General features: G+C 65.6%; 14 protein-coding genes. 6 read left to right on the top strand and 8 right to left on the bottom strand.

The genetic code is table 11. The features are described from left to right. Positions 1–32: 32 nt before the first annotated feature. The 8 genes from ACYVL5_RS05325 to ACYVL5_RS05290 form a co-directional block, all read right to left on the bottom strand. Positions 33–758: a DUF1847 domain-containing protein gene (locus ACYVL5_RS05325; RefSeq protein ID WP_460594519.1), complete on the bottom strand. Its 726-nt coding sequence runs from the start codon at positions 756–758 to the stop codon at positions 33–35. A gap of 10 nt (positions 759–768) precedes the next feature. Then, the gene (locus tag ACYVL5_RS05320) at positions 769–1,071 is read right to left on the bottom strand and encodes a DUF2288 domain-containing protein (protein WP_460594518.1); all 303 of its coding nucleotides are present in this window, start codon (positions 1,069–1,071) and stop codon (positions 769–771) included. A 43-nt stretch (positions 1,072–1,114) separates the two neighbouring features. After that, positions 1,115–1,774, bottom strand: a complete 660-nt coding sequence (locus tag ACYVL5_RS05315; RefSeq protein ID WP_460594517.1) for a YceH family protein — start codon at positions 1,772–1,774, stop codon at positions 1,115–1,117. Between the two features lie 303 nt (positions 1,775–2,077). Beyond that, positions 2,078–2,458 (bottom strand): sensory rhodopsin transducer, encoded by a 381-nt coding sequence (locus tag ACYVL5_RS05310; protein ID WP_460594516.1) that lies wholly within the window; start codon positions 2,456–2,458, stop codon positions 2,078–2,080. Further along, positions 2,436–3,503, bottom strand: coding sequence for an SDR family oxidoreductase (locus tag ACYVL5_RS05305; protein ID WP_460594515.1), 1,068 nt, complete (start codon positions 3,501–3,503; stop codon positions 2,436–2,438). The genes ACYVL5_RS05310 and ACYVL5_RS05305 overlap by 23 nt, the downstream gene beginning before the upstream one ends. A gap of 56 nt (positions 3,504–3,559) precedes the next feature. Then, entirely contained in the window at positions 3,560–6,511 is a 2,952-nt protein-coding gene (locus ACYVL5_RS05300; protein WP_460594514.1) for an FAD-binding and (Fe-S)-binding domain-containing protein, read from the bottom strand. 30 nt (positions 6,512–6,541) lie between these two features. Continuing rightward, entirely contained in the window at positions 6,542–7,630 is a 1,089-nt protein-coding gene (locus tag ACYVL5_RS05295) for an enolase-like domain-containing protein (RefSeq protein WP_460594513.1), read from the bottom strand. A 294-nt stretch (positions 7,631–7,924) separates the two neighbouring features. After that, positions 7,925–9,724: a pyruvate oxidase gene (locus tag ACYVL5_RS05290; RefSeq protein WP_460594512.1), complete on the bottom strand. Its 1,800-nt coding sequence runs from the start codon at positions 9,722–9,724 to the stop codon at positions 7,925–7,927. 386 nt (positions 9,725–10,110) lie between these two features. Here ACYVL5_RS05290 and ACYVL5_RS05285 point away from each other — a divergent pair, with 386 nt between their 5' ends. From ACYVL5_RS05285 to ACYVL5_RS05260, 6 genes are all read left to right on the top strand, one after another. Further along, on the top strand, positions 10,111–13,011 hold the full coding sequence (locus tag ACYVL5_RS05285) for a 4Fe-4S dicluster domain-containing protein (protein ID WP_460594511.1): 2,901 nt from the start codon (positions 10,111–10,113) through the stop codon (positions 13,009–13,011). 148 nt (positions 13,012–13,159) lie between these two features. Continuing rightward, positions 13,160–15,034 carry a quinol:electron acceptor oxidoreductase subunit ActD gene (locus ACYVL5_RS05280; protein ID WP_460594510.1) on the top strand — a complete coding sequence of 625 codons (1,875 nt, stop codon included), beginning with the start codon at positions 13,160–13,162 and terminating at the stop codon, positions 15,032–15,034. Then, on the top strand, positions 15,021–16,109 hold the full coding sequence (locus ACYVL5_RS05275; RefSeq protein WP_460594509.1) for a hypothetical protein: 1,089 nt from the start codon (positions 15,021–15,023) through the stop codon (positions 16,107–16,109). The genes ACYVL5_RS05280 and ACYVL5_RS05275 overlap by 14 nt, the downstream gene beginning before the upstream one ends. Beyond that, a complete protein-coding gene (locus ACYVL5_RS05270; protein ID WP_460594508.1) occupies positions 16,106–16,660 on the top strand; it encodes a cytochrome c3 family protein in 555 nt (184 codons plus the stop codon). The genes ACYVL5_RS05275 and ACYVL5_RS05270 overlap by 4 nt, the downstream gene beginning before the upstream one ends. A gap of 49 nt (positions 16,661–16,709) precedes the next feature. Then, positions 16,710–18,101, top strand: coding sequence for a heme-copper oxidase family protein (locus tag ACYVL5_RS05265; RefSeq protein WP_460594507.1), 1,392 nt, complete (start codon positions 16,710–16,712; stop codon positions 18,099–18,101). Then, complete coding sequence (locus tag ACYVL5_RS05260; protein ID WP_460594506.1) at positions 18,098–19,099, top strand: cbb3-type cytochrome c oxidase subunit II; 1,002 nt, start codon at positions 18,098–18,100, stop codon at positions 19,097–19,099. The genes ACYVL5_RS05265 and ACYVL5_RS05260 overlap by 4 nt, the downstream gene beginning before the upstream one ends. Positions 19,100–19,180: the final 81 nt, after the last annotated feature.

Raw genomic sequence — 19,180 nt, 5'->3', positions numbered from 1 at the left:
GTCCCCCCTGTTCCCGAGATCCGGTGTTAGGTTCACTCCACCTTCATCTTCTGTTTCTGGAGCCTCTTGTAGTAGAAGTTCTGGCCGTAGAGGACGGCGATGGGGTTGTGGCCGGTCACCCGGTCCTTGACGACCAGGGTGGTGACCGGGGCCTTGGAGTACTTGTTGAAGAGCATGTCGTGGCCGACGCAGAGGCCGAGGATGATGTTCATGTCGGTCCCGATGGAGTTGCAGATCTCGGCCTGGGCGATCGGGTTGCAGGCCGGCTCGAAGGTGCCGGGGCGGACCTTGTCCTCCTCCTTGAGGCCGAACTCCTTCTTGTCGAGACTTCCCGCCTTGCAGCAGACGCTGAAGGGGGTGAGGTCCTGTGCCTTGAGGATGGAGACCAACCGCTCGCACTCGTCGAGCATCCCGATGCAGGTGGCAATGCCGATCTTCTGGTACCCCATCAGCTTGGCGAGGGCGATGGTGTCCTCGACCCGGGTCCAGCGGGCGACGATGGCGTCCGAGCCGGGGGTGGGCTGGTAGCAGAGCCCTTCCACGCGGGCGGCCACGTAGGCGAGCTTGGCATCCTCGGCTTCCCCCTTCATCATTTCGGCGGCATCCTGGATGAGCTCCGGACAGGTGCCGGCCGGGCAGTTACCGGGACGGGGAGGGGCGGTTTCGGGGTCGCCACTCCAGCAGTTGGTGGTGCCGCTCTTCTGCCAGACCGCACTGCAGCGCGAGCAGGAGACCGCGCCGACGTTTTCGTTTTCCATACCCCCTCCTTTACCCTTTCTCGGGTGACTCTTCCTGCACCAACACGAAGGGCGAAACGATCACGCAGCGGAAGCCCTTCTTCTTTTCCGCATCCCAGCGCCCGATCTGCTCCGCCGAAGGCTTCCCTACCATGCCGCTGGAAACCCAGCGCTCCAGCGTCTTCACGTCGTCTTCGGCCATCCTGACGCCGACCTCGGCGAGATCGAGCATCGGGTCGACCAGGATGACCCCTCCCCTTTCGAGGTGAGCGCGGAGGGAAAACCAGTCGGTGATGTCGATCTTGGTGGCCATTTCTTCTTTGGTAACCGTCATTGGCAAGCGTTCTCCAAAAAGGCGGACCTGGCGGTCCGGGATTTTACTCGAAAGTTTTCCTGAAATCCTCCAACAGCTGGCGAAGGGCGGAGATCTCCTGACGGAGTTCGGCGACCTCCCCTTCCAGCCGGGCCACCCGCTCCTCGTCCGCGCCACCGCGACCGCCGCCGGTCTCCCGCGCCGCGGCGCTCTCCAGGGCGGCCAGGTCGGGCTCGCCGGAGAAGAGGTGGCAGTAACGGGATTCCTTGCGCCCCGGCTGGCGCGGGAGCTTCATCACCCGCGGGGGTGTGCTCTCCATCAGGTCGTTCAGCACCGCCTCGACGTCGGAGAGGTCGGCAAAGGCGTGCATCCGTTCGCACCTGGTCCGCAGCTCGCCGACCGTCTGGGCCCCCCTGATCAGGAGCTCGCAGATGATGGCCAGCTCGGCCGGAGAGAAGCGGAACTTCTCGACCAGCGCGTGGCGGAACTTGGCGACCCGTCCCCCTGCCCCGGAGATCAACGCGAACTGCTTGAACCTCAGGGAATCGAGCGCCTTGCTGACCTCGCTTTCGTCCAGGTTCATCACCGGATCGCGGTTGGATTTCTGGTTGCAGGCGTTGACCAGCGCGTTGAGAGAAAGGGGATAGTACTCCGGGGTGGTGAGCTCCTTCTCGATGAGGGAACCAAGCACCCGCACCTCGATGTCGTTGAGGATGACGTCCATGTCTTCTCCTTTCCAGGCGATGGCGGGAATGTATCCGATTACTCGGGCAGGATCAACGAAAAAGCGGGGTTAGGGTTAGGGGGAGGGAGGGGGGGCTAGAATCTTCCCTCACCCGGCCTGCGGCCACCCTCTCCCCTAAAGGGGCGAGGGTATATCTAGAAGTGCCTTCGGCCACCCTAAAGGTAAAGGGGCGAGGGTATATTTAAGAAGTGCCTTCGGCAGCCTGGCTGATGGGGAGGAGGAAACGCGGGCGTGGCATAGGTTCCCACCCCTTCAAGGGGAGGGACAGGGTGAGGACGAGGGTCAGTCTTCGGCATACGCAATGGTTGTCATGATGGTGGACTCCGCTTCCCGGGAGTCCAATCGGGTGTGCTGCACGACGATGGGGACGTCGGAATCGATGGTGCACGCGTAATCGACACCCTTCGGGATCCGCTCGGGATCCACCAGGTTGTTGAAACGAAGGTGGAGGGTCCGCCGCGCCGGGACCGTCACGCGATACGGGCCGACCGGGTCCCGATCGCTGAAGAAGATGGTGATCTCCACCTTCGCCTCGACGTGGTTCGCATTCAAGAAGCAGGCGGTCTCATGGCTGGTCATCTCCGGTTCCGGTCCATGGCTCCAGCTCGGGATGTAACCTTCCGCGATCGCCCAGTGCCGTTTACCAATCACCATCGCTCCCATGGCTGCCCCCCCTTTCCGAGGTTCGTGCGCGGCCGGCCATCCGGCCGTTCTTCCTGAGCATCAGGGCAGCGGCCGTCGCTACCCCCGCCGCCGCGAGCCCCATTCCCCACCATTTCCGTTCCGCCATCCAGAGCTCCGGGCTTCGGCTATGGGCCTTGTCATCGAAACTGCCGTGGGCTCCGAATGAGCCGGGGACCGTATGCCAGAGGTTATTCGGCCGGTTTGGATCTTCCGGCTCCTCCGTCTGCTGCGCGTCGTACCCCTTCCCCGCCAGGAAGCGGTCGAGCAGGCCGGGTATCACCCGGTTCCCGAACATCGCCTTCACGGTCGACATCCCGACGAAAAGCTCGCGCCGCCGGTGATGGGCCGCCCAGACTACCGCTTGGGCCGCGACTTCGGGTTGGAAGATGGGGGGGACCGGCTGGGCCTTCTTCGGCAGGCGCGACATGACCCAGCTGAACTGCGGGGTGTTGAGAGCCGGCATCTGGACCATCGTGATGTGGACCCTGCTCCGGTCATGGCGAAGCTCGCAGCGGATGGAGTCGGTGAAGCCGCGGATACCGTGCTTGGCGCCGCAGTACGCCGACTGGAGGGGGATGCTGCGTTCGGAAAGGGCGGAGCCGACCTGCACCACCACGCCGCGGTCGCGGGGGATCATCCGGCTCAAGGCCGCCGAGGTGCCGTACACGGTGCCGAGGTAGGTCACCTCGGTGACCCGCTTGAACTCCTCCGCCCTGATGTCGCGGAAGTTGGCAAAGACGGTGGTCATGGCGTTGTTGACCCAGATGTCGATGGGACCGAACTGGTCTTCCACCTGGGAGGCGGCGTGCTCGACCTGCTCCGGGGCGGCGACATCCGCCACCAGCGGCAGGGCCTCGCCGCCAAGCTCCTCGACCTCGCGCTTGACCGCCTCCAGCCTCTCCAGGTCGCGGGCGATCAGCCCCACCCGCGCACCCTCGCGTGCGAAGGCGTGGGCGATCGCGCGCCCAAGTCCCGCCGAGGCCCCGGTGACTACCACCACTTCACGGCTGCCAGCTTTGTTCATAAGGTTCTCCTCTCCATAGGCGCAAAGAGTAACAAGCGGTCCGGCAGCTGCGGGACTCAAACGTTAAGGGCAGGGGGGATATCGCGGGGAGTGACCATCCCGGCCTCCTCCGCCCGGTCGAAGGCGAGCTTCAGGAACTCGGCCAGATGGATCACCTGCCGGTTGGTCCCCTGCATGATCTGCGTCCTGCAGCTGAAGCCATCGGCGATGATGAAGGTTTCGGTGGGGGCCCCTTTCACCGCCGGCAGAAGGTTCTGTTCCGCGATCTTCATCGACACCTCGTACTTGTCCCTCTCAAACCCGAAGGATCCCGCCATCCCGCAGCATCCCTGCTCCGGCTCGCTGAAATCCACCCCCATCTTCCGCAAGACCTCGCGCTCCGCCTCCCCGTCGAGGACCGCCTTCTGGTGGCAGTGGGTCTGCAGCAGCGCCTTGGCCGGGAACTTCGGCCCCTCCAGCCCTTCCTTCTTCATGTATTCGGCGAGCACCATGGTGTTGGCGGTCATCCGCTTGCCGTCCTCGTGGGTCGGCATGAGGTTGGGAAGCTCGTCCCGGAAGACCGCCGCCGTGCTCGGCTCCATGACCACGATCGGGATCCCCCGCCGGGTGAAGGTGCTCATCTGCTCGACCACCTTCAACACGCGCTTTCTAGCGTAGGCGATCATCCCGTAGTCCATGGGCGGGCGGACCGTGGAGGGAGGGTCGTCCGGGACGATCACGCTGTAGCCGAAGCGTTCCAGGACCTCCAGCGCCGCCCTGAGGGTTTCCGGGAAAAAGCAGTCATTGAAGATATCGGGATAGAGGACCACCTTCCGGCCGGTGTCCGGCTGCTTCTCCCTCTGCCGGTACCAGTCGGTGAAGCTCTCGGTGGCGAACACCGGCATTTCACGCTCGCCGGCGATGCCGCCTATCTCCTTCATCACCGTGCTGAAAAACGGTGCGTGGGTGAAGAAATTCGCGATGCGCGGCATCCTGGCGCCCACCCTTCCCCAGACTCCGAAGAGCCCCATCGAGTAGGCGGCCAGCGGACGGAGGCGATGCCGGTAGTAGTGGGAGAGGAACTCCGCCTTGTAGGTCGCCATGTCCACGTTGACCGGGCACTCACCCTTGCACCCCTTGCAGCAAAGGCACAGCTCCAGCGCCTCCCGCACCTCCTTGCTCTTCCACCCGTCCTTGATGAAGCTGTTGCGCATCATCTCGAAGAGAACCCGGGCCCTGCCGCGTGTCGTGTGCATCTCCTCGCGGGTGGCGAGGAAACTCGGGCACATGAAGGCGTCGTGGGTCCGGCGGCAGTTGCCGACCCCGGCGCAGCGAAGCGACGCCGTGGCGTAACTCCCCTGGTCACTCGGGTACTTGAACCAGGTGTCCGGCTGCCTGGGGTTGTAATCCAGCCCCAGGCGGAGGTTCTGGTCCGGGAGGTAAGGATCGACGATCTTCCCCGGATTCATCTTCCACTGCGGGTCCCAAAGGAACTTGAACTTCCTGAACGCCTCGATGAGGTCGTCGCCGAACATCTTCCTGAGGAAGATCGCCTTGGACTGTCCGTCCCCGTGTTCGGCGGAGAAGGAGCCGCCGTACTTCACCACCAGATCGGAGGCCTTGTCCAGAAACGACATGAAGCTGCTCACCCCTGCATGGGAGGCGAGTTCGAAGGAAATGCTGCAATGGATGCAGCCATCCCCGAAATGGCCGTAGAGCGAGGCGATCAGCTTATGGTCGTCGAGGAGCTGCTTGAATTCCCGCAGGTATCCCCCGAGCTTGTCCGGCGGCACCGCCGCGTCCTCCCACCCCGGCCAGCTGAGCGGCAGTCCCGGAACGTTGGCGGTCGCCCCCAGCCCGGACTCCCTGATCTCCCACATCCGCGTCTCTTCCTTGGGATCGACGTAGAGCTTCATGGCCGGCGGGTTGTCCGCCTTGAAGAGGACCTCCATGGCCTTTTTCGCCTTGCCGTCCGATTCCTCCTTGGTGTCCCCGCCGAATTCCGCGACCAGCCAGCCGCCCCCGGACGGCAAGAGGGTGAGGTCCTCGAGATGCTCCCCCATCTTCTTCATGAAATCCACCAGCAGGTTGTCGAGCCCTTCGAGCGCCACCGGCTTGAACTTCATGAGATCGGGAATATGGTCGCCTGCGCTGTAGACGTCGGGATAGCCGCAGACCAGCACGGAACGGGCAGGCGGACTGTGCACCAGGCGTACCTTCGCTTCCAGGACGGTCACCAGGGTGGATTCGGAGCCGACCAGGGCGCGGGCCACGTTGAAGTCGTTCTCCCGCAAAAGCTCGTCGAGGTTGTACCCGGAGACCCGGCGCGGGATCTTGGGGTAGCGGGCCCGGATCTCGTCGCCGTAGCGGTCGCGGATCTCCTTCAGGCCGGCATAGATCTCCCCCCTTCTCCCCCCTTCGGCGATGATCTCCTTCAGCTCCCGCTCCGAGGTGGGTCCCACCGTCAGGCGGACACCGTCGTAGGTGACCACCTCCATTTCCAGGATGTTGTCCACCGTCTTGCCGGCCATGACGGAATGGGTCCCGCAGGAGTTGTTGCCGATCATCCCCCCCAGCGTGTTGTGGTTGTGGGTGGCCGGGTCCGGCCCGAAGGTGAGGTGGTGCTCTTCGGCGAGGTCGCGCAGGTGGTCGAGGATGACTCCCGGCTCCACCCGGGCCCACCGCTCCTCCACATTGAGCTCGAGGATCTTGTTGAGGTACTTGGAATGGTCGATTACCACGGCGACGTTGCAGGTCTGCCCGCAGAGGCCGGTCCCCCCTCCCCGGGAGACCACGGGGGCGCGGTGGCGGTGGCAGATCTCCAGCGTCTTGACCACCGCCTCCCTGGTCCGGGGGATGACCACCCCGATCGGGATCTGGCGGTAGTTGGACGCATCGGTCGAGTAGAGTGCCCGGCTGGTTGAGTCGAAACGGACCTCGCCGTCGACCTCGTACTTGAGGTCGGCCTCCAGCGCGCCCGCATTCAGGTTGTCGGCCACGAACTTCTCGCTCTCCTCGGGTCGCGCCATCGGGTTGTTACCTCCTGAAGGAGTTGTCCATCAGATCCGGAAGCCCTTGGCCTCCTCCTCTCGCAGCTCGATCCCCAGCCCCGGGCGGGAACGATCCGGCGCCAGCTCGCCGTGGGCCGGCTCCACCACACCGTCGAAAAGCATCCGCTCGATCCGTGCATGGTCGTGGAAGTACTCGAGATGCCGCGCCGCCGGTGCCGCGCAGCAGAGGGGGATATGCAGGGAGGGCGCGCAGTGGGAGGAGAGCGGCACGTGGAATGCTTCGCAGAGGGAGGCGGCGGTGAGGAAACCTGTGATTCCGCACCTGGTCGCGTCGGCCTGCAGCACGTCCACCGCTCCCGCCTGCAGCATGCTCCGGAAATAGTCCACGCTGAAACCGTACTCCCCGGCCGAGATCTCCATCCCCGGAGGGGCCCGATCCCTCATGAGACGAAGCCCCTCGAAATCGGTGTGGACGACCGGTTCCTCGAACCAGGAGACGTCATAGCCTCCCAGCACCTCCGCCACGTCGAGGGCCTGCTTGCGGTCGTAGCCGCCGTTGGCGTCCACGAAGAGGTCCGGCTCCGCCCCGATCGCCTCGCGTGCCGCCCGCACCCGGTCCGGGTCGGCCTGGGGATCCCGGCCTATCTTCATCTTCACCCGCGGGATCCCTTCCGTCACCCACCCGACGAGCTGGCGCTGGAGTTCCTCGATGCTGTAGGAGGTGAACCCGCCGCTGCCGTAGATGGGAATCGACTCCCGCGCTCCCCCCAGCAGGTCGACGAGCGGCAGGCCGCTGAGTTTCGCCTTCAGGTCCCAGAGCGCCACATCGAGGCAGGAGACCGCCAGCATCCCGATCCCGGCCTCGCCGAGGTTGCGGAGGGAGCCGATCATCGCCTTCCAGCAGGCGGGGATATCGTAGGGGCTGCGACCGCGCAGCACTTCGGCGAGCTTTCCCCGGATGAGGGCGGCGGATGCCGCATCGGCATAGCTGTAGCCGATCCCGTCGGCGCCTCCGCCGCTCATCTGCACCACCACCAGGGTGGTCGCCTCCCAGACGTAGGTCCCGTCCGACTCCCGCCGCTCGGTCGGTATCCGGTAGCTCTCCACTTCGATGCGGTCGATGCTGGCTGCGGTCATCGATTCCCCCTGCGGCTTCTCACCCCATCCTCACCCTGCCCCTCCCCTTGAAGGGGAGGGAACCTTACGCCGGCCGCTCGGCCCCCCAAGGTTCAAAGCGACCACGGATTACGAGAAGAAAGGCCTCCCTCACCCCTCACCCCTCCCCTGAAGGGGCGAGGGGGGGCATCGCCCCCCGTAAGAGGTGGTCGAAGCGCCCTTCCTATTGTTCACTCTAAGGGGAAACGTTGCCTCTTGTCCCCTCGCCCCCCTTGGGGGAGAGGGTGGCTGAAGGCCGGGTGAGGGCAGCTTTTGTTACTTCTCCTTCCTCTCGCTTCTCGTCAGGAAGGTGGACATCATCTGCTTGGCCGACTGGCTGACGATCCCGCCCATGTTGGGATCACCCTTCATGAGCGAGGTGAGGAACCCCTTGGCCTGCTCGAAGGTGATATGGGGGGGAAGCGGGGGGACGTCCGGGTCGCAGTGGGCGTCGATCACCACCGGCCGGTCCGCCGAGAGGGCTACCGTCCAGGCTGCCGCTACCTGGTCGGGTGCGCTGATCTCGATCCCCTCCAGGCCGATCATCTCGGCGTAGCGGGCGTACGGGAAGGCCGGGACATCCTGCGAACCGCTGAACTTGGCGTCGCCGTTCATGACCCGCTGCTCCCAGGTCACCTGGTTCAGGTCCCGGTTGTTCAGCACCAGGATGATCAGGCGGGGGTTCGACCAGTTCTTCCAGTTCTTGGAGATGGTGATCATGTTGTTGATCCCCAGCATCTGCATGGCACCGTCCCCCACCATGGCGATCACCGGCCGGTCGGGATAGTTCATCTTGGCCGCGATGGCGTAGGGGACCCCGGGGCACATGGTGGCGAGACCGCCGGAGAGGGAAGCCATCATCCCGGGACGCACCTTAAGGTCGCGCGCGTACCAGTTGGCGGACGAGCCGGAGTCGCAGGTGAGGATGCAGTTCTCGGGAAGCCTGGGCGAGAGCTCCCAGAAGAGCCTTTGCGGGTTGATCGGGTTGGCCGGGAGCATGGCCCGGGCCTGCATGATCTCCCACCATTCCTTGACGTTCTTCTCGATCCCCTCCCGCCAGTGGCGGTCCCCCTTGCGCTGCAGAAGGGGAACCAGCGCCCGCAGGGTCAGCGTCGCATCCCCCTGGAGGTTCACCTCCATCGGGTAGCGAAGGCCGAGCATGCGGGGACTGATGTCGATCTGCACCCCGCGCGCCTGCCCCTCCTTGGGGAGGAACTCGGAATAGGGGAAGCCGCTTCCGACCATCAGCAGGGTGTCGCACTCCATCATCATCTCGTAGCTCGGCTTGGTCCCCAAGAGCCCGATGGAGCCGGTGACGTAGGGGAGATCGTCGGAGATGGCGGCCTTGCCGAGGAGCGCCTTGGCGACCCCGGCCCCAAGCATCTCGGCGACCACCGCGATCTCCTCGGAAGCCCCGAGGGCGCCCGCCCCCACCAGCATGGCGACCTTTCTCCCCGCGTTGAGGACATCCGCCGCACGCTTCAAGTCGTCGCGGGCGGGGACGATGTCCGGCCGGGTGAAGCCGAGCCCGGTGAAGGTGGTGCCATGCTTTCGGTCGGGCGAGGTGACCGCATCGAGTTCCTGGACGTCGCTGGGGAGGATGATGCAGGTGACGCTCTTCTCGGCCAGGGCGATCCTGATGGCGCGGTCCACCAGGGTTCGGATCTGCGACGGGTTGGTCGCCATGTGCACGTAGTTGTGGGCGACGTCCTTGAAGAGCGAGATGAGGTCCACCTCCTGCTGGTAGTCCGCCCCCAGGGCCGCGGTCGCCTGCTGCCCGACGATGGCGACCACCGGCTGGTGGTCGAGCTTGGCGTCGTAGAGCCCGTTCAGCAGGTGAATGGCCCCCGGCCCCGAGGTGGAGATGCAGATGCCGACCTGGCCGGTGAACTTGGCGTGGGCGCAGGCCATGAAGGCCGCCTCTTCCTCGTGCCGGGCCTGGACGAAGGTGACCTTCTCCTTTTCCCGGTTGAGGGCTCCCATCACCCCGTTGATCCCGTCCCCCGGGAAGCCGTAGACCGTCCGCACACCCCAATCGTAGAGCCTCTGCACCAAGTAGTCGCTCGTCGTTGCCATGGGAACCCCGCCATCGATTTGAATTTTTTAATTTATTAGCAAGTCTAGGGATCGGCTCCCATTTGTCAACCGCGCCCGGCCGGGCCACCGGCCGCCTCCCGTGAGAAGGCGTGGGGAGCGGCACCGCGGGCACCCGGCGCTTGGCCGACCCCATCCCCGGAGGCCTCCCTTGACAATGAGGTTGCCCCTGTTAATACATTAATAAATTTTCACCTAATTACCTCCCCCCATCACCGCACGACTTCCGAGGGCGCTCGCCATGGTATCGGTGGACGCCGGCACCCCCTTTTGCCGAGGGCGCAGGGGGATGTGCACGCTCCGGCATTCCGCCCGGATCCTCCGTCAGGCAACCCATCCGGACGGCCACGAGGTACACGATGTCCAAGATGTCCCGACGCACTTTCATGTGGCTGACCGGCGGGACCGGTTTCGCGCTGGCCTCCAACGCCCCGAGAAAGGCCATCAATAAATTGATCCCGCAAGTCATTCCGCCGGAGGACATCCGCCCCGGAGAGTGGTCCCTTTTCGCCACCACCTGCCGGGAGTGTCCCGCGGGTTGCGGGATGCAGCTGTGGCATCGCGACGGCCGGGTGACCAAGGCGGAAGGAAACCCCAACCACCCGGTCAACCGGGGGGGGCTCTGCGCCCGGGGGCAGTCGTCGCTCCAGGGGCTCTACGATCCGGACCGGCTGACGCGGGTGGTGCGGCGGGTGAAGGGGGAGCGTGAACGCGAGGCGTCGTGGGAAGAGGCGATGCAGGCGGTGGCCGGATCGCTCAAAGGCGGGGGAAGGGCGGCCATCGTGTCGAACCTGCAGACCGGATCGCTGGCCGAGGTCATGAAGGGATTCGCCGGGGCCTTCGGGGGAAACCGGATCCTCTTCTACGAACCATTTAATTACGAGGCACTCCGGGTAGCCCACCAGGAGCTTTTCGGAAGAGCGGTCATCCCGAACTACCGGTTGGAAACGAGCGACTTCATCCTGAGCCTGTCGGCGGACTACCTGGAGACCTGGGTCTCGCCGGTGTCGTTTGCCTCCCAGTTCGCCGTGATGCACACCTACCGGGGCGGAAAGAGCATGAGCCGCTTCGCCTACGCCGGTCCCCGCCTCTCGATGACGGCCGCCAATGCGGATACCTTCATCCAGGTCCCGGCCGGCCACGAGCGGGTGCTGGCCGCCTCCATGCTCCGGATCATCATCGAGAAGGGGTGGCAAAAGAACGACCTCACGGCGGTCCGGCGGCAGATCGACGCGCTGCTGGCGGCCGAGGGGCCGGTGACCTCGATATCCCCGCACGCCCTCGAGGAGCTGACCCGGGCCTTCATCTCCGCCCGCTCCCCGGTGGCGCTCGCGGGGCCCACCGGCGCCACCGGCGCCACCGGCGCCACCGCCGTCGACGCCGCCCTCTGCGCCGGACTCCTCAACTACGCGGCCCGGACCGATGCCGTCGATTTCACCCATCCCCATGCCCTGAGCACCACCGCGACCGAGGCGGAGGTGACCTCGCTGCTCGCCTCGCTCGGCCCGCAGGACGTCCTCTTCATCCACGACTGCAACCCGGTCTTCACCCGTCCCGGCGTGACCGCCCAGCTCGGCCGGGTCGGGACCGTCGTCTACCTCGGCACCATGATGGACGAGACGGCCAAACGGGCGCACTGGGTCCTCCCCGCCGACTACCCGCTGGAGTCGTGGGGAGACTACGCACCTTCCGCCGGGATCGAGGGGATCATGCAGCCGACCATGGGGAGGCTCTACGATACCCGATCGCCGGGAGACATCCTCCTCGACCTCGCCCGCCGGGCGGGCAAACCGCTCACCCGCGGCACCGGGGAGGCGCCGGCCAGCTTCGAGCAATGGCTGAAAAGGCGCTGGAGCGGGGTGGTGACCAGCGGGGGAGAGGAATCCTTCTGGACCACCGCGCTCAGAAACGGCGGCGTCTGGAAGGGCACCCTGCCGGGGGGCGCCATGCCGGCCGCCTCGGGGATGGGCACCGTCTCCTTCGCCCCCCCGGTCACGGTACCGGCGCAGTCGGACACGGTGGAGATCTGGGCCTGGCCTTCGATCATGCTCTTCGACGGACGCCTGGCCAACCGGGGATGGCTGCAGGAGGCCCCCGACCCGGTGACCTTCATCGTCTGGGGGAACTGGATCGATCTCCACCCCTTGAGGGCCAAGTCGCTCGGCATCCGTTCCGGAGACCTCGCCGAGCTGGTCACCAGCTTCGGAAGCCTCCAGGCGCCGGTCCGGATCACCCAGGAGATCTCCGACGGGATGGCTGGGATCGCCTTCGGAGAGGGGCACGGCGCCCTCGGGCGGAACGCGGCCGGGATCGGCGCCAACCCGTTCCAGCTCCTGCCGGGGGCGGCGGGAGCCTCGCCGTTCGGACGCTGCCGGATCCGCCGGGTCGGTCCCGCGACCGGCGACTGCCTGGTCAGGACCGCCCCCACCAAGAGCCAGATCGGGCGCGAGATCGCCCAGTGGGTCCCCCTCTCCCGCCTCTCGAAGATGGCCCCCGGCCAGGGGGACGAGCTGATCCTTCCGCTGCCGGAGGGGTACCGTAATGACAAGGACATGTACGCAAAGCGCGAGTACACCAAGCACCGGTGGGCGATGGTGGTCGACCTGCAGCGCTGCATCGGCTGCGGGGCCTGCGCGGTGGCCTGCTACGCGGAGAACAACGTCGCGGTGATCGGACGGGAGAAGGTGGGTAACGGCCGCGAGATGGCCTGGCTGCGGGTGGCCCCCTACCGCAAGCCGGGGAGCCCGCTCCGCCTCGGCTGGCTGCCGCTGCTCTGCCAGCACTGCGACGCCGCCCCCTGCGAGCCGGTCTGCCCGGTCTTCGCCGCCATGCACAACGAGGAGGGGCTGAACGCCCAGATCTACAACCGCTGCATCGGGACCCGCTACTGCTCGAACAACTGCCCGTACAAGGTGCGGCGCTTCAACTGGTGCAACGTGAAGTGGCACAAACCGCTCGACCTCCAGCTGAACCCGGAGGTGACGGTCAGGACGCGGGGGGTGATGGAGAAATGCACCTTCTGCGTCCAGCGGATCCGGCAGGCGGAGTACCGGGCGGTGCGGGAGAAGCGGGCGGTCCGCGACGGCGAGATCCAGCCGGCCTGCGCGCAGTCGTGCCCGGCCAAGGCCTACACCTTCGGGGACCTCCTCGACCCCAACTCCGAGGTGTCCCGGCTCACCCGGACCGACCCGCGCCGCTACCACCTGCTGGAGGAGCTGAACACCAAGCCGGCGGTGACGTTCCTCAGGCGGGTGGATATCGACGGGTAACCCCATCCTCACCCTGTCCCTCCCCTTGAACGGGAGGGTGCCGTGGTCCGGGAGCTCACGGGGTTTCCACCCTACAACTTTGAACCACCCTCACCCGGCCTGCGGCCCCCCCCTAAAAGGGGCGAGGGTAAGTAACAGGGAGAATACAGTGGCGGACCTCGGATACGGTGAGATCAACGACGACGTTCTCCAGGCGATGCAGAAGCCGGGGATCCCCTATTTCCTCGCCCTCGCCTTTCTGGCCGCGATTATCGGGTGGGGAGCGCTCTGCTGGACCTACCAGGTCCAGTTCGGCATGGGGGTCACCGGCCTCAACCGCCCGGTCTGCTGGGCGGTCTACATCACCAACTTCGTCTTCTGGGTCGGGATCGCCCACTCGGGGACCCTGATCTCCGCCATCCTGTACCTCTTGCGGGCCGACTGGCGTAACGCCGTCTCCCGCTCGGCGGAGGCGATGACCATCTTCGCCGTCATGACCGCCGGCCTCTTCCCGCTCATCCACCTCGGGCGCCTGTGGGCCTTCTACTACATCATCCCCTACCCGTCCCAGCGCCAGATCTGGCCGAACTTCGTGAGCCCCCTGGTCTGGGACGTCTGCGCGGTCGGCACCTACTTCACGGTGAGCCTCATCTTCTGGCTGGTGGGACTCATCCCCGACCTGGCCGCCGCCCGCGACCGTTACCTCGACAGGCACGGCCCCGTCGCCTTCCGCACCAGGCTCTACCGCGCCATGAGCCTCGGCTGGTCCGGCACCGGCTCCCAATGGCACCACTACGGCCGCTCCTACCTCTTCTTCGCCGCCCTGGCCACGCCGCTCGTGGTCTCGGTCCACTCGGTCGTCTCCTGGGACTTCGCCATGAGCCTTCTCCCGGGGTGGCACAGCGCCATCTTCCCCCCCTACTTCGTGGCAGGCGCCATCCACTCCGGTCTCGCCATGGTGCTCACCCTGGTCATCCCGATGCGCAAGCTCCTCCACCTGGAGAGGCTCATCAAGGTCCGCCACTTCGAGGCGGTGGCCAAGACCATCATCCTCACCGGCTCCATCGTCGGCTACGCCTACGTGGTGGAAGGGTTCATCTCCTGGTACTCGGGAGACCTGGTCGAGTGGCAGTTCTACAAATGGCGGATCGCCGGCCCGGTGGACTGGATGTTCTGGCTCTGCGTGGTCTGCAACGTCGTCATTCCGCTTCTCTTCGTCTTCAAGAAGGTCCGCACCAACATCGTCGCCCTCTTCGTCATCTCGCTCTTCATAAACCTCGGGATGTGGTTCGAGCGCCTGATGATCATCTTCACCTCGCTCGCCCACGACTTTCTCCCCCACAACTGGGGAAGCTACCTGCCGACCTGGGTGGAGCTCAGCATCACCCTGGGATCCTTCGGCTTTTTCTTCTTCTGGTTCTTCGGGTTCACGAAGCTGCTGCCGACCGTCCCGCTGAGCGAACTGAAGGAGAAGGTCGCCGAGGAGGAGATGGCGCCCGGCAGGGAGTGCCTGAATATCGTCCACCAGGCCATCGATCCCCTCTCCCCCTGCGTGCTGGCCGTATTCCGCAGCCCCCGCCGGCTCCTGGAGGCGGTCGAGAGAACCTGCAACGCCGGCTTCGGGGTGATGGAAACCTTCTCCCCGGTGAAGATCGAGGAGCTCAAAGATGTCCTCCGCCAGCCGAAGAGCCCGGTCCGGGTCATCACCCTCATCGGCGGCATCAGCGGGCTTTTGGGCGGTTTCTGGCTGGCCGGGGGAACGGCCCTCGTCAACGCCCTCATCGTGGGGGGAAAGCCGCCGCTGGCCTGGATTCCCTTCTGCGTGATCGGCTTCGAGGGAACCATCCTGCTCGGGAGCCTCTTCAACCTGGCCGCCCTCATCTTCTATTCCCGGCTGTACCGGCTGAAGACCGCCCCCTTCTACGACGACCGCTTCAGCCGCGACCGCTTCGGTCTTTTGGTGAGCTGCCCGGCCGACGAGGTGGCGAAGCTCAAGGAGCTGATGATGCCGGCCTTACCGGAGGAATTCCATGTCCACCAGTAACCCCCCGCTTCCGGCCTCGGCCCGGGTTGTGCTCTGGTTCCTCCTCGCGGTGGGAGGGTGCGGTCTCTGGGCGCTGCTTCTCAACGGGGCCGACCCGGAGCGGGCCTGGCGCGCCCTGCTGATCAACTTCCTCTTCTTCACCTCGCTGTCGGGGGGATTGGTGGTCTGGCCGGCGGTGGTCGAGAGCTGCAACGGCCGCTGGCACCTCGGGATCGACCGCCTCCCGGCGGCGGGCATCGGCTTTGCCGTCCCCTCCCTGGCCATCCTGGTCGTCCTCTGGATCGGGAGCCCTGCCTGGGCGCCCTGGTACCAGCGCCAGTTCGCGCAGGGCGGCTGGCTCAACAACTCCTTTCTCTTCGGCCGCGATTTCACCGTGCTTTTGATCTTCTGGGCCACCGCCGCCCTCTACCTCCACCGGCGCCGCCACGGCCGCTCGCGGATCTCCGGGCCGGTGCTCGTGCTGGTCTATGCCCTCACCTTCTCGCTCCTGGGTTTCGACCTGGTCATGGGGCTCGATCCCCACTGGCACAGCAACCTGGCCGGGGGGTACTTCTTCATGTCCGGCCTGTACATCGCCATCGCCTGCTGGGGACTGCTGGCCACCCTCGGGTCGCAGGCGGAACCGGACCAGCTGCAGGACATCGGCAAGCTCGTGGTCGCCTTCAGCCTGATGAGCACCTACCTGATGTACGCCCACCTCCTTCCCTTCTGGTACGAGAACCTCCCGAGGGAGATCCGCTTCCTCGTGCCGCGCATGAACAACGCATCGTGGCGGGGAGTGAGCTACCTTTTGCTCGGCCTGGTCTACTTCGGCCCCCTGGTGCTCCTGTTGACCATCAAGGCCAAGCGTACCCGGTGGTCGCTTGGAGGGATCTGCCTCCTCGTGCTGGTGGGGATGTGGATCGAGCGCTGGTGGCTGGTGGCGCCGACCTTCCAGGTGAGGCTCTCCCTCGGGTTGAGCGAGCTCTCCCTGGCCGCCGCCAACCTCGGCATCCTGGGACTCGGGATGGAGATGTTCCACCGCTACCTCCCCCAACGACCGGTGGCCGGCGAAGGTGATGAGGGACGGCCATGAGGCGGGACCGCGCCGAAGACAAGCAAGCGAGGAAGCGGAGCCGTCCGCTTTGGGCCGACCTGGCCGCGGTGGTGATCGCCGTGCTGGCGGTGGTGGCGGCCCTGGTCGACCTGGGGGCCCTCTACCCGGCCGGCCTCGGCCCGCGCCAGCCGATCCCCTTCAGTCACCGGGTTCACGTCACCTATAAGCGGCTGAGCTGCCTGATGTGCCACACGGGGGTGACGTACTCCTCGCGGGCGGGGATCCCCCCGTTGCAGACCTGCCTGTTATGCCACTCGCGGATCATCGTCGAGCACCCGTTCATCAGGAAGCTCCGCTACCACTACGACCACAATATCCCGGTGGTCTGGGAACGGGTCAACTGGCTCCCCGAGTTCGTCTATTTCAACCACTCCATGCACATCCAGCGCGGCTTCGACTGCAGCTGGTGCCATGGTGAAGTCTCCCGGATGGACCGGGTGGTGAAGGCGAAGAAGTTCGAGATGGGATTCTGCATCCAGTGTCACCGCGACCACCACGCAACCCATGACTGCTTCGCCTGTCACCGGTAGCCAGTCCCACCATTTAGAGCGCCGGGCAGTTATCGAGAAAGGACCCGTGATGATCAAGTTCATCCAGAAACCGCAGGGAGCCTCGCTGGCCTTCATGTTGGCCGGTGCCGCCTGGTTCGTGGTCGGCGCCCTCTACGGCATGGTCTCGGCCATCCACTTCGTCTCCCCCGAATTCTTCTCCAACATCCCGGCGCTGGTCTTCGGGCGCGAGCGCCCCATCCACGTCAACACCATGCTCTACGGCTTCACCGGGACCATGCTGATCGGCGCCGGGCTCTACTACGTTCCCGCCCTCCTGCGGACCCGCCTCTGGTCTGAGCCGCTCGCCTGGGTCGGCTTCGTCTTCTGGAACATCACCATCGCGAGCGGCCCGCTTTGCTTCTCGTTCGGCTACACCCAGGGGCGCGAATACAGCGAGTACGTCTTCTGGGCCGACGTCTCCCTTATGATCGCCGTGCTCTGCCTGATCGTGGATATCGTGATGACCATCGCCCACCGGCGCGAGAAGCAGCTCTACGTCTCGGTCTGGTATCTGGTCGCCGCCCTGCTATGGACCGCCTGCAACTATCCGCTGGGAAACGTGATGTGGCATCCCTCCACCGGGGCCATGCCGGGGCTCATCGACTCCCTCTTCCTCTGGTTCTGGGGCCATAACCTCCCCGGCCTGCTGATCACCCCGCTCGCCACCGGCGCCGCCTACTTCGTCATCCCCCGCGCCGCCCGCGCCCCGCTCAACTCCCACACCCTTTCGCTGGCGGGATTCTGGTTCCTGGTGGCGCTCTACACCCACATCGGCGGGCACCACGTCCTCCAGTCCCCGATCCCCAACTGGCTGAAGACGGTGTCGGTGGTCGACTCGGTGGCCATGATCGTCCCCGTCTCCATCGTCGTCCTGAACCTTTGGCTCACCGCCCGCTTCTTCGGGGGGAGGGTCTGGAGCGATCCGGCGGCGAGGCTCGTCATGGGAGGGATCGTCTGGTACATCGTCACCTGCATCCAGGGGCCGTTGCAGTCGCTTCCCTTCATGCAGCGGGTGACCCACTTCAACAACTGGACGGTCGGGCACGCCCACATCGCCATGCTCGGCTTCGGCGGCTACATCGCGCTCGGCACCATGTGGCACCTGATCCCGCTCGTCACCGGGAAGAGCCTCTACAGCGAAAAGCTGGTGAGCCTGCAGTTTGGCCTCATCACCGTCGGCCTCACCGGCTTCTTCTTGGTCCTCACCACCGCCGGCCTGATCCAGGGTGGCGCCTGGCATAACGGCGAGACCGTCTACCGGGTGCTCCCCGAGCTCGCCCCCTACTTCATCTGCCGCGCCGCGCTCGGGATCTTCATCCTGACCGCCGCCTTCGTCGGCCTGTACAACCTGGCGATGACCCTGTGGCGCGGCGAAGAGCTTTCGGCCGAGGAGCTGCAACGGGCGGAGGAAGCGGCATGAAAATGACCCCGGCCCTGCTCATCATCGGCGCGCTCATGGTCTTTTGGGCCTCCAGCTTCATCATCGTCGGTATCCCCTCCATGACCATGAAGGAGACCCCCTCCGAGATCTGGCGCCCCCTCTCCGCCGAAGAGGAGGCCGGCCACCGGCTCTACGTCGACAACGGCTGCAGCTACTGCCACTCGCTCTTCATCAGGAACAGCGACTGGGACATCGGCGCCGAGAGGATCGCCCAGAGCGGCGACTACGTCGGGGTGGAACCGGCGATCCTGGGGAGCGAGCGGACCGGCCCCGACCTCTCGCAGGAGGGTGGGGAGCACCCGGACGACTGGCACCTTGCCCACTTCAAGAACCCCCGCTACACGAGCCCGATTTCGCTGATGCCTTCCTGGGAGTTCCTGGGTGAGAAGGATATCAGGCAGTTGACCGCCTACGTGCAGGCGCTGGGGGGGAAAGCGGCGGACCGGCGGGAGCGGCGCCAGAAGAAGTGGAAGGAGCTGGCCGTCGCCGCCTACAACTCCGGGCCGGACCAGAACGTCGAGTGGCTCCACAGCCAGGTCCCCGAAGTCTGGCGCAGGATGCCGAACCCGTATCCCGCCACCCAGGCCGCCTTGCAGCGGGGGAAGCTGATCTACCAGGAGTTTTGCATCAACTGCCACGGCCCGATCGGCGACGGCAAGGGGCCGGCCGCCAAAGACGTCTTCCCGCCGCCGCTCAACTTCACCACCCTTAGGCGGCACCTGGTCGAGAACCGGTACATCGGCGGGATCTTCTACTACCAGATCATGAACGGCATCACCGGCACCGGCATGCCGTACTTCAAGAAGCACCTGGAGTCCGAGAAGATCTGGGAGCTGGCGAACTACCTCGGGGTCTACTTCGTCGGCTACACCGACGCCAACATCGAACCGAGGGGGATCGACGCCTCCTACGAGGATGAGTGGGAAAACCCGTACAAGCCGCCGGCCCTGCCCGCCGGGGCCCCGGCCGCCCGATGACCCGCCGAAGGTTCCTCGGGAGATGTATTTGAGGTCCCCCTTGATGAAGGGGGAATTAGTGGAAATTTGTCTTGCAGTGCC

It is taken from the genome of Geomonas sp. Red276 (assembly GCF_054784495.1).
This window is presented reverse-complemented; position numbering and strand designations above follow the sequence as displayed.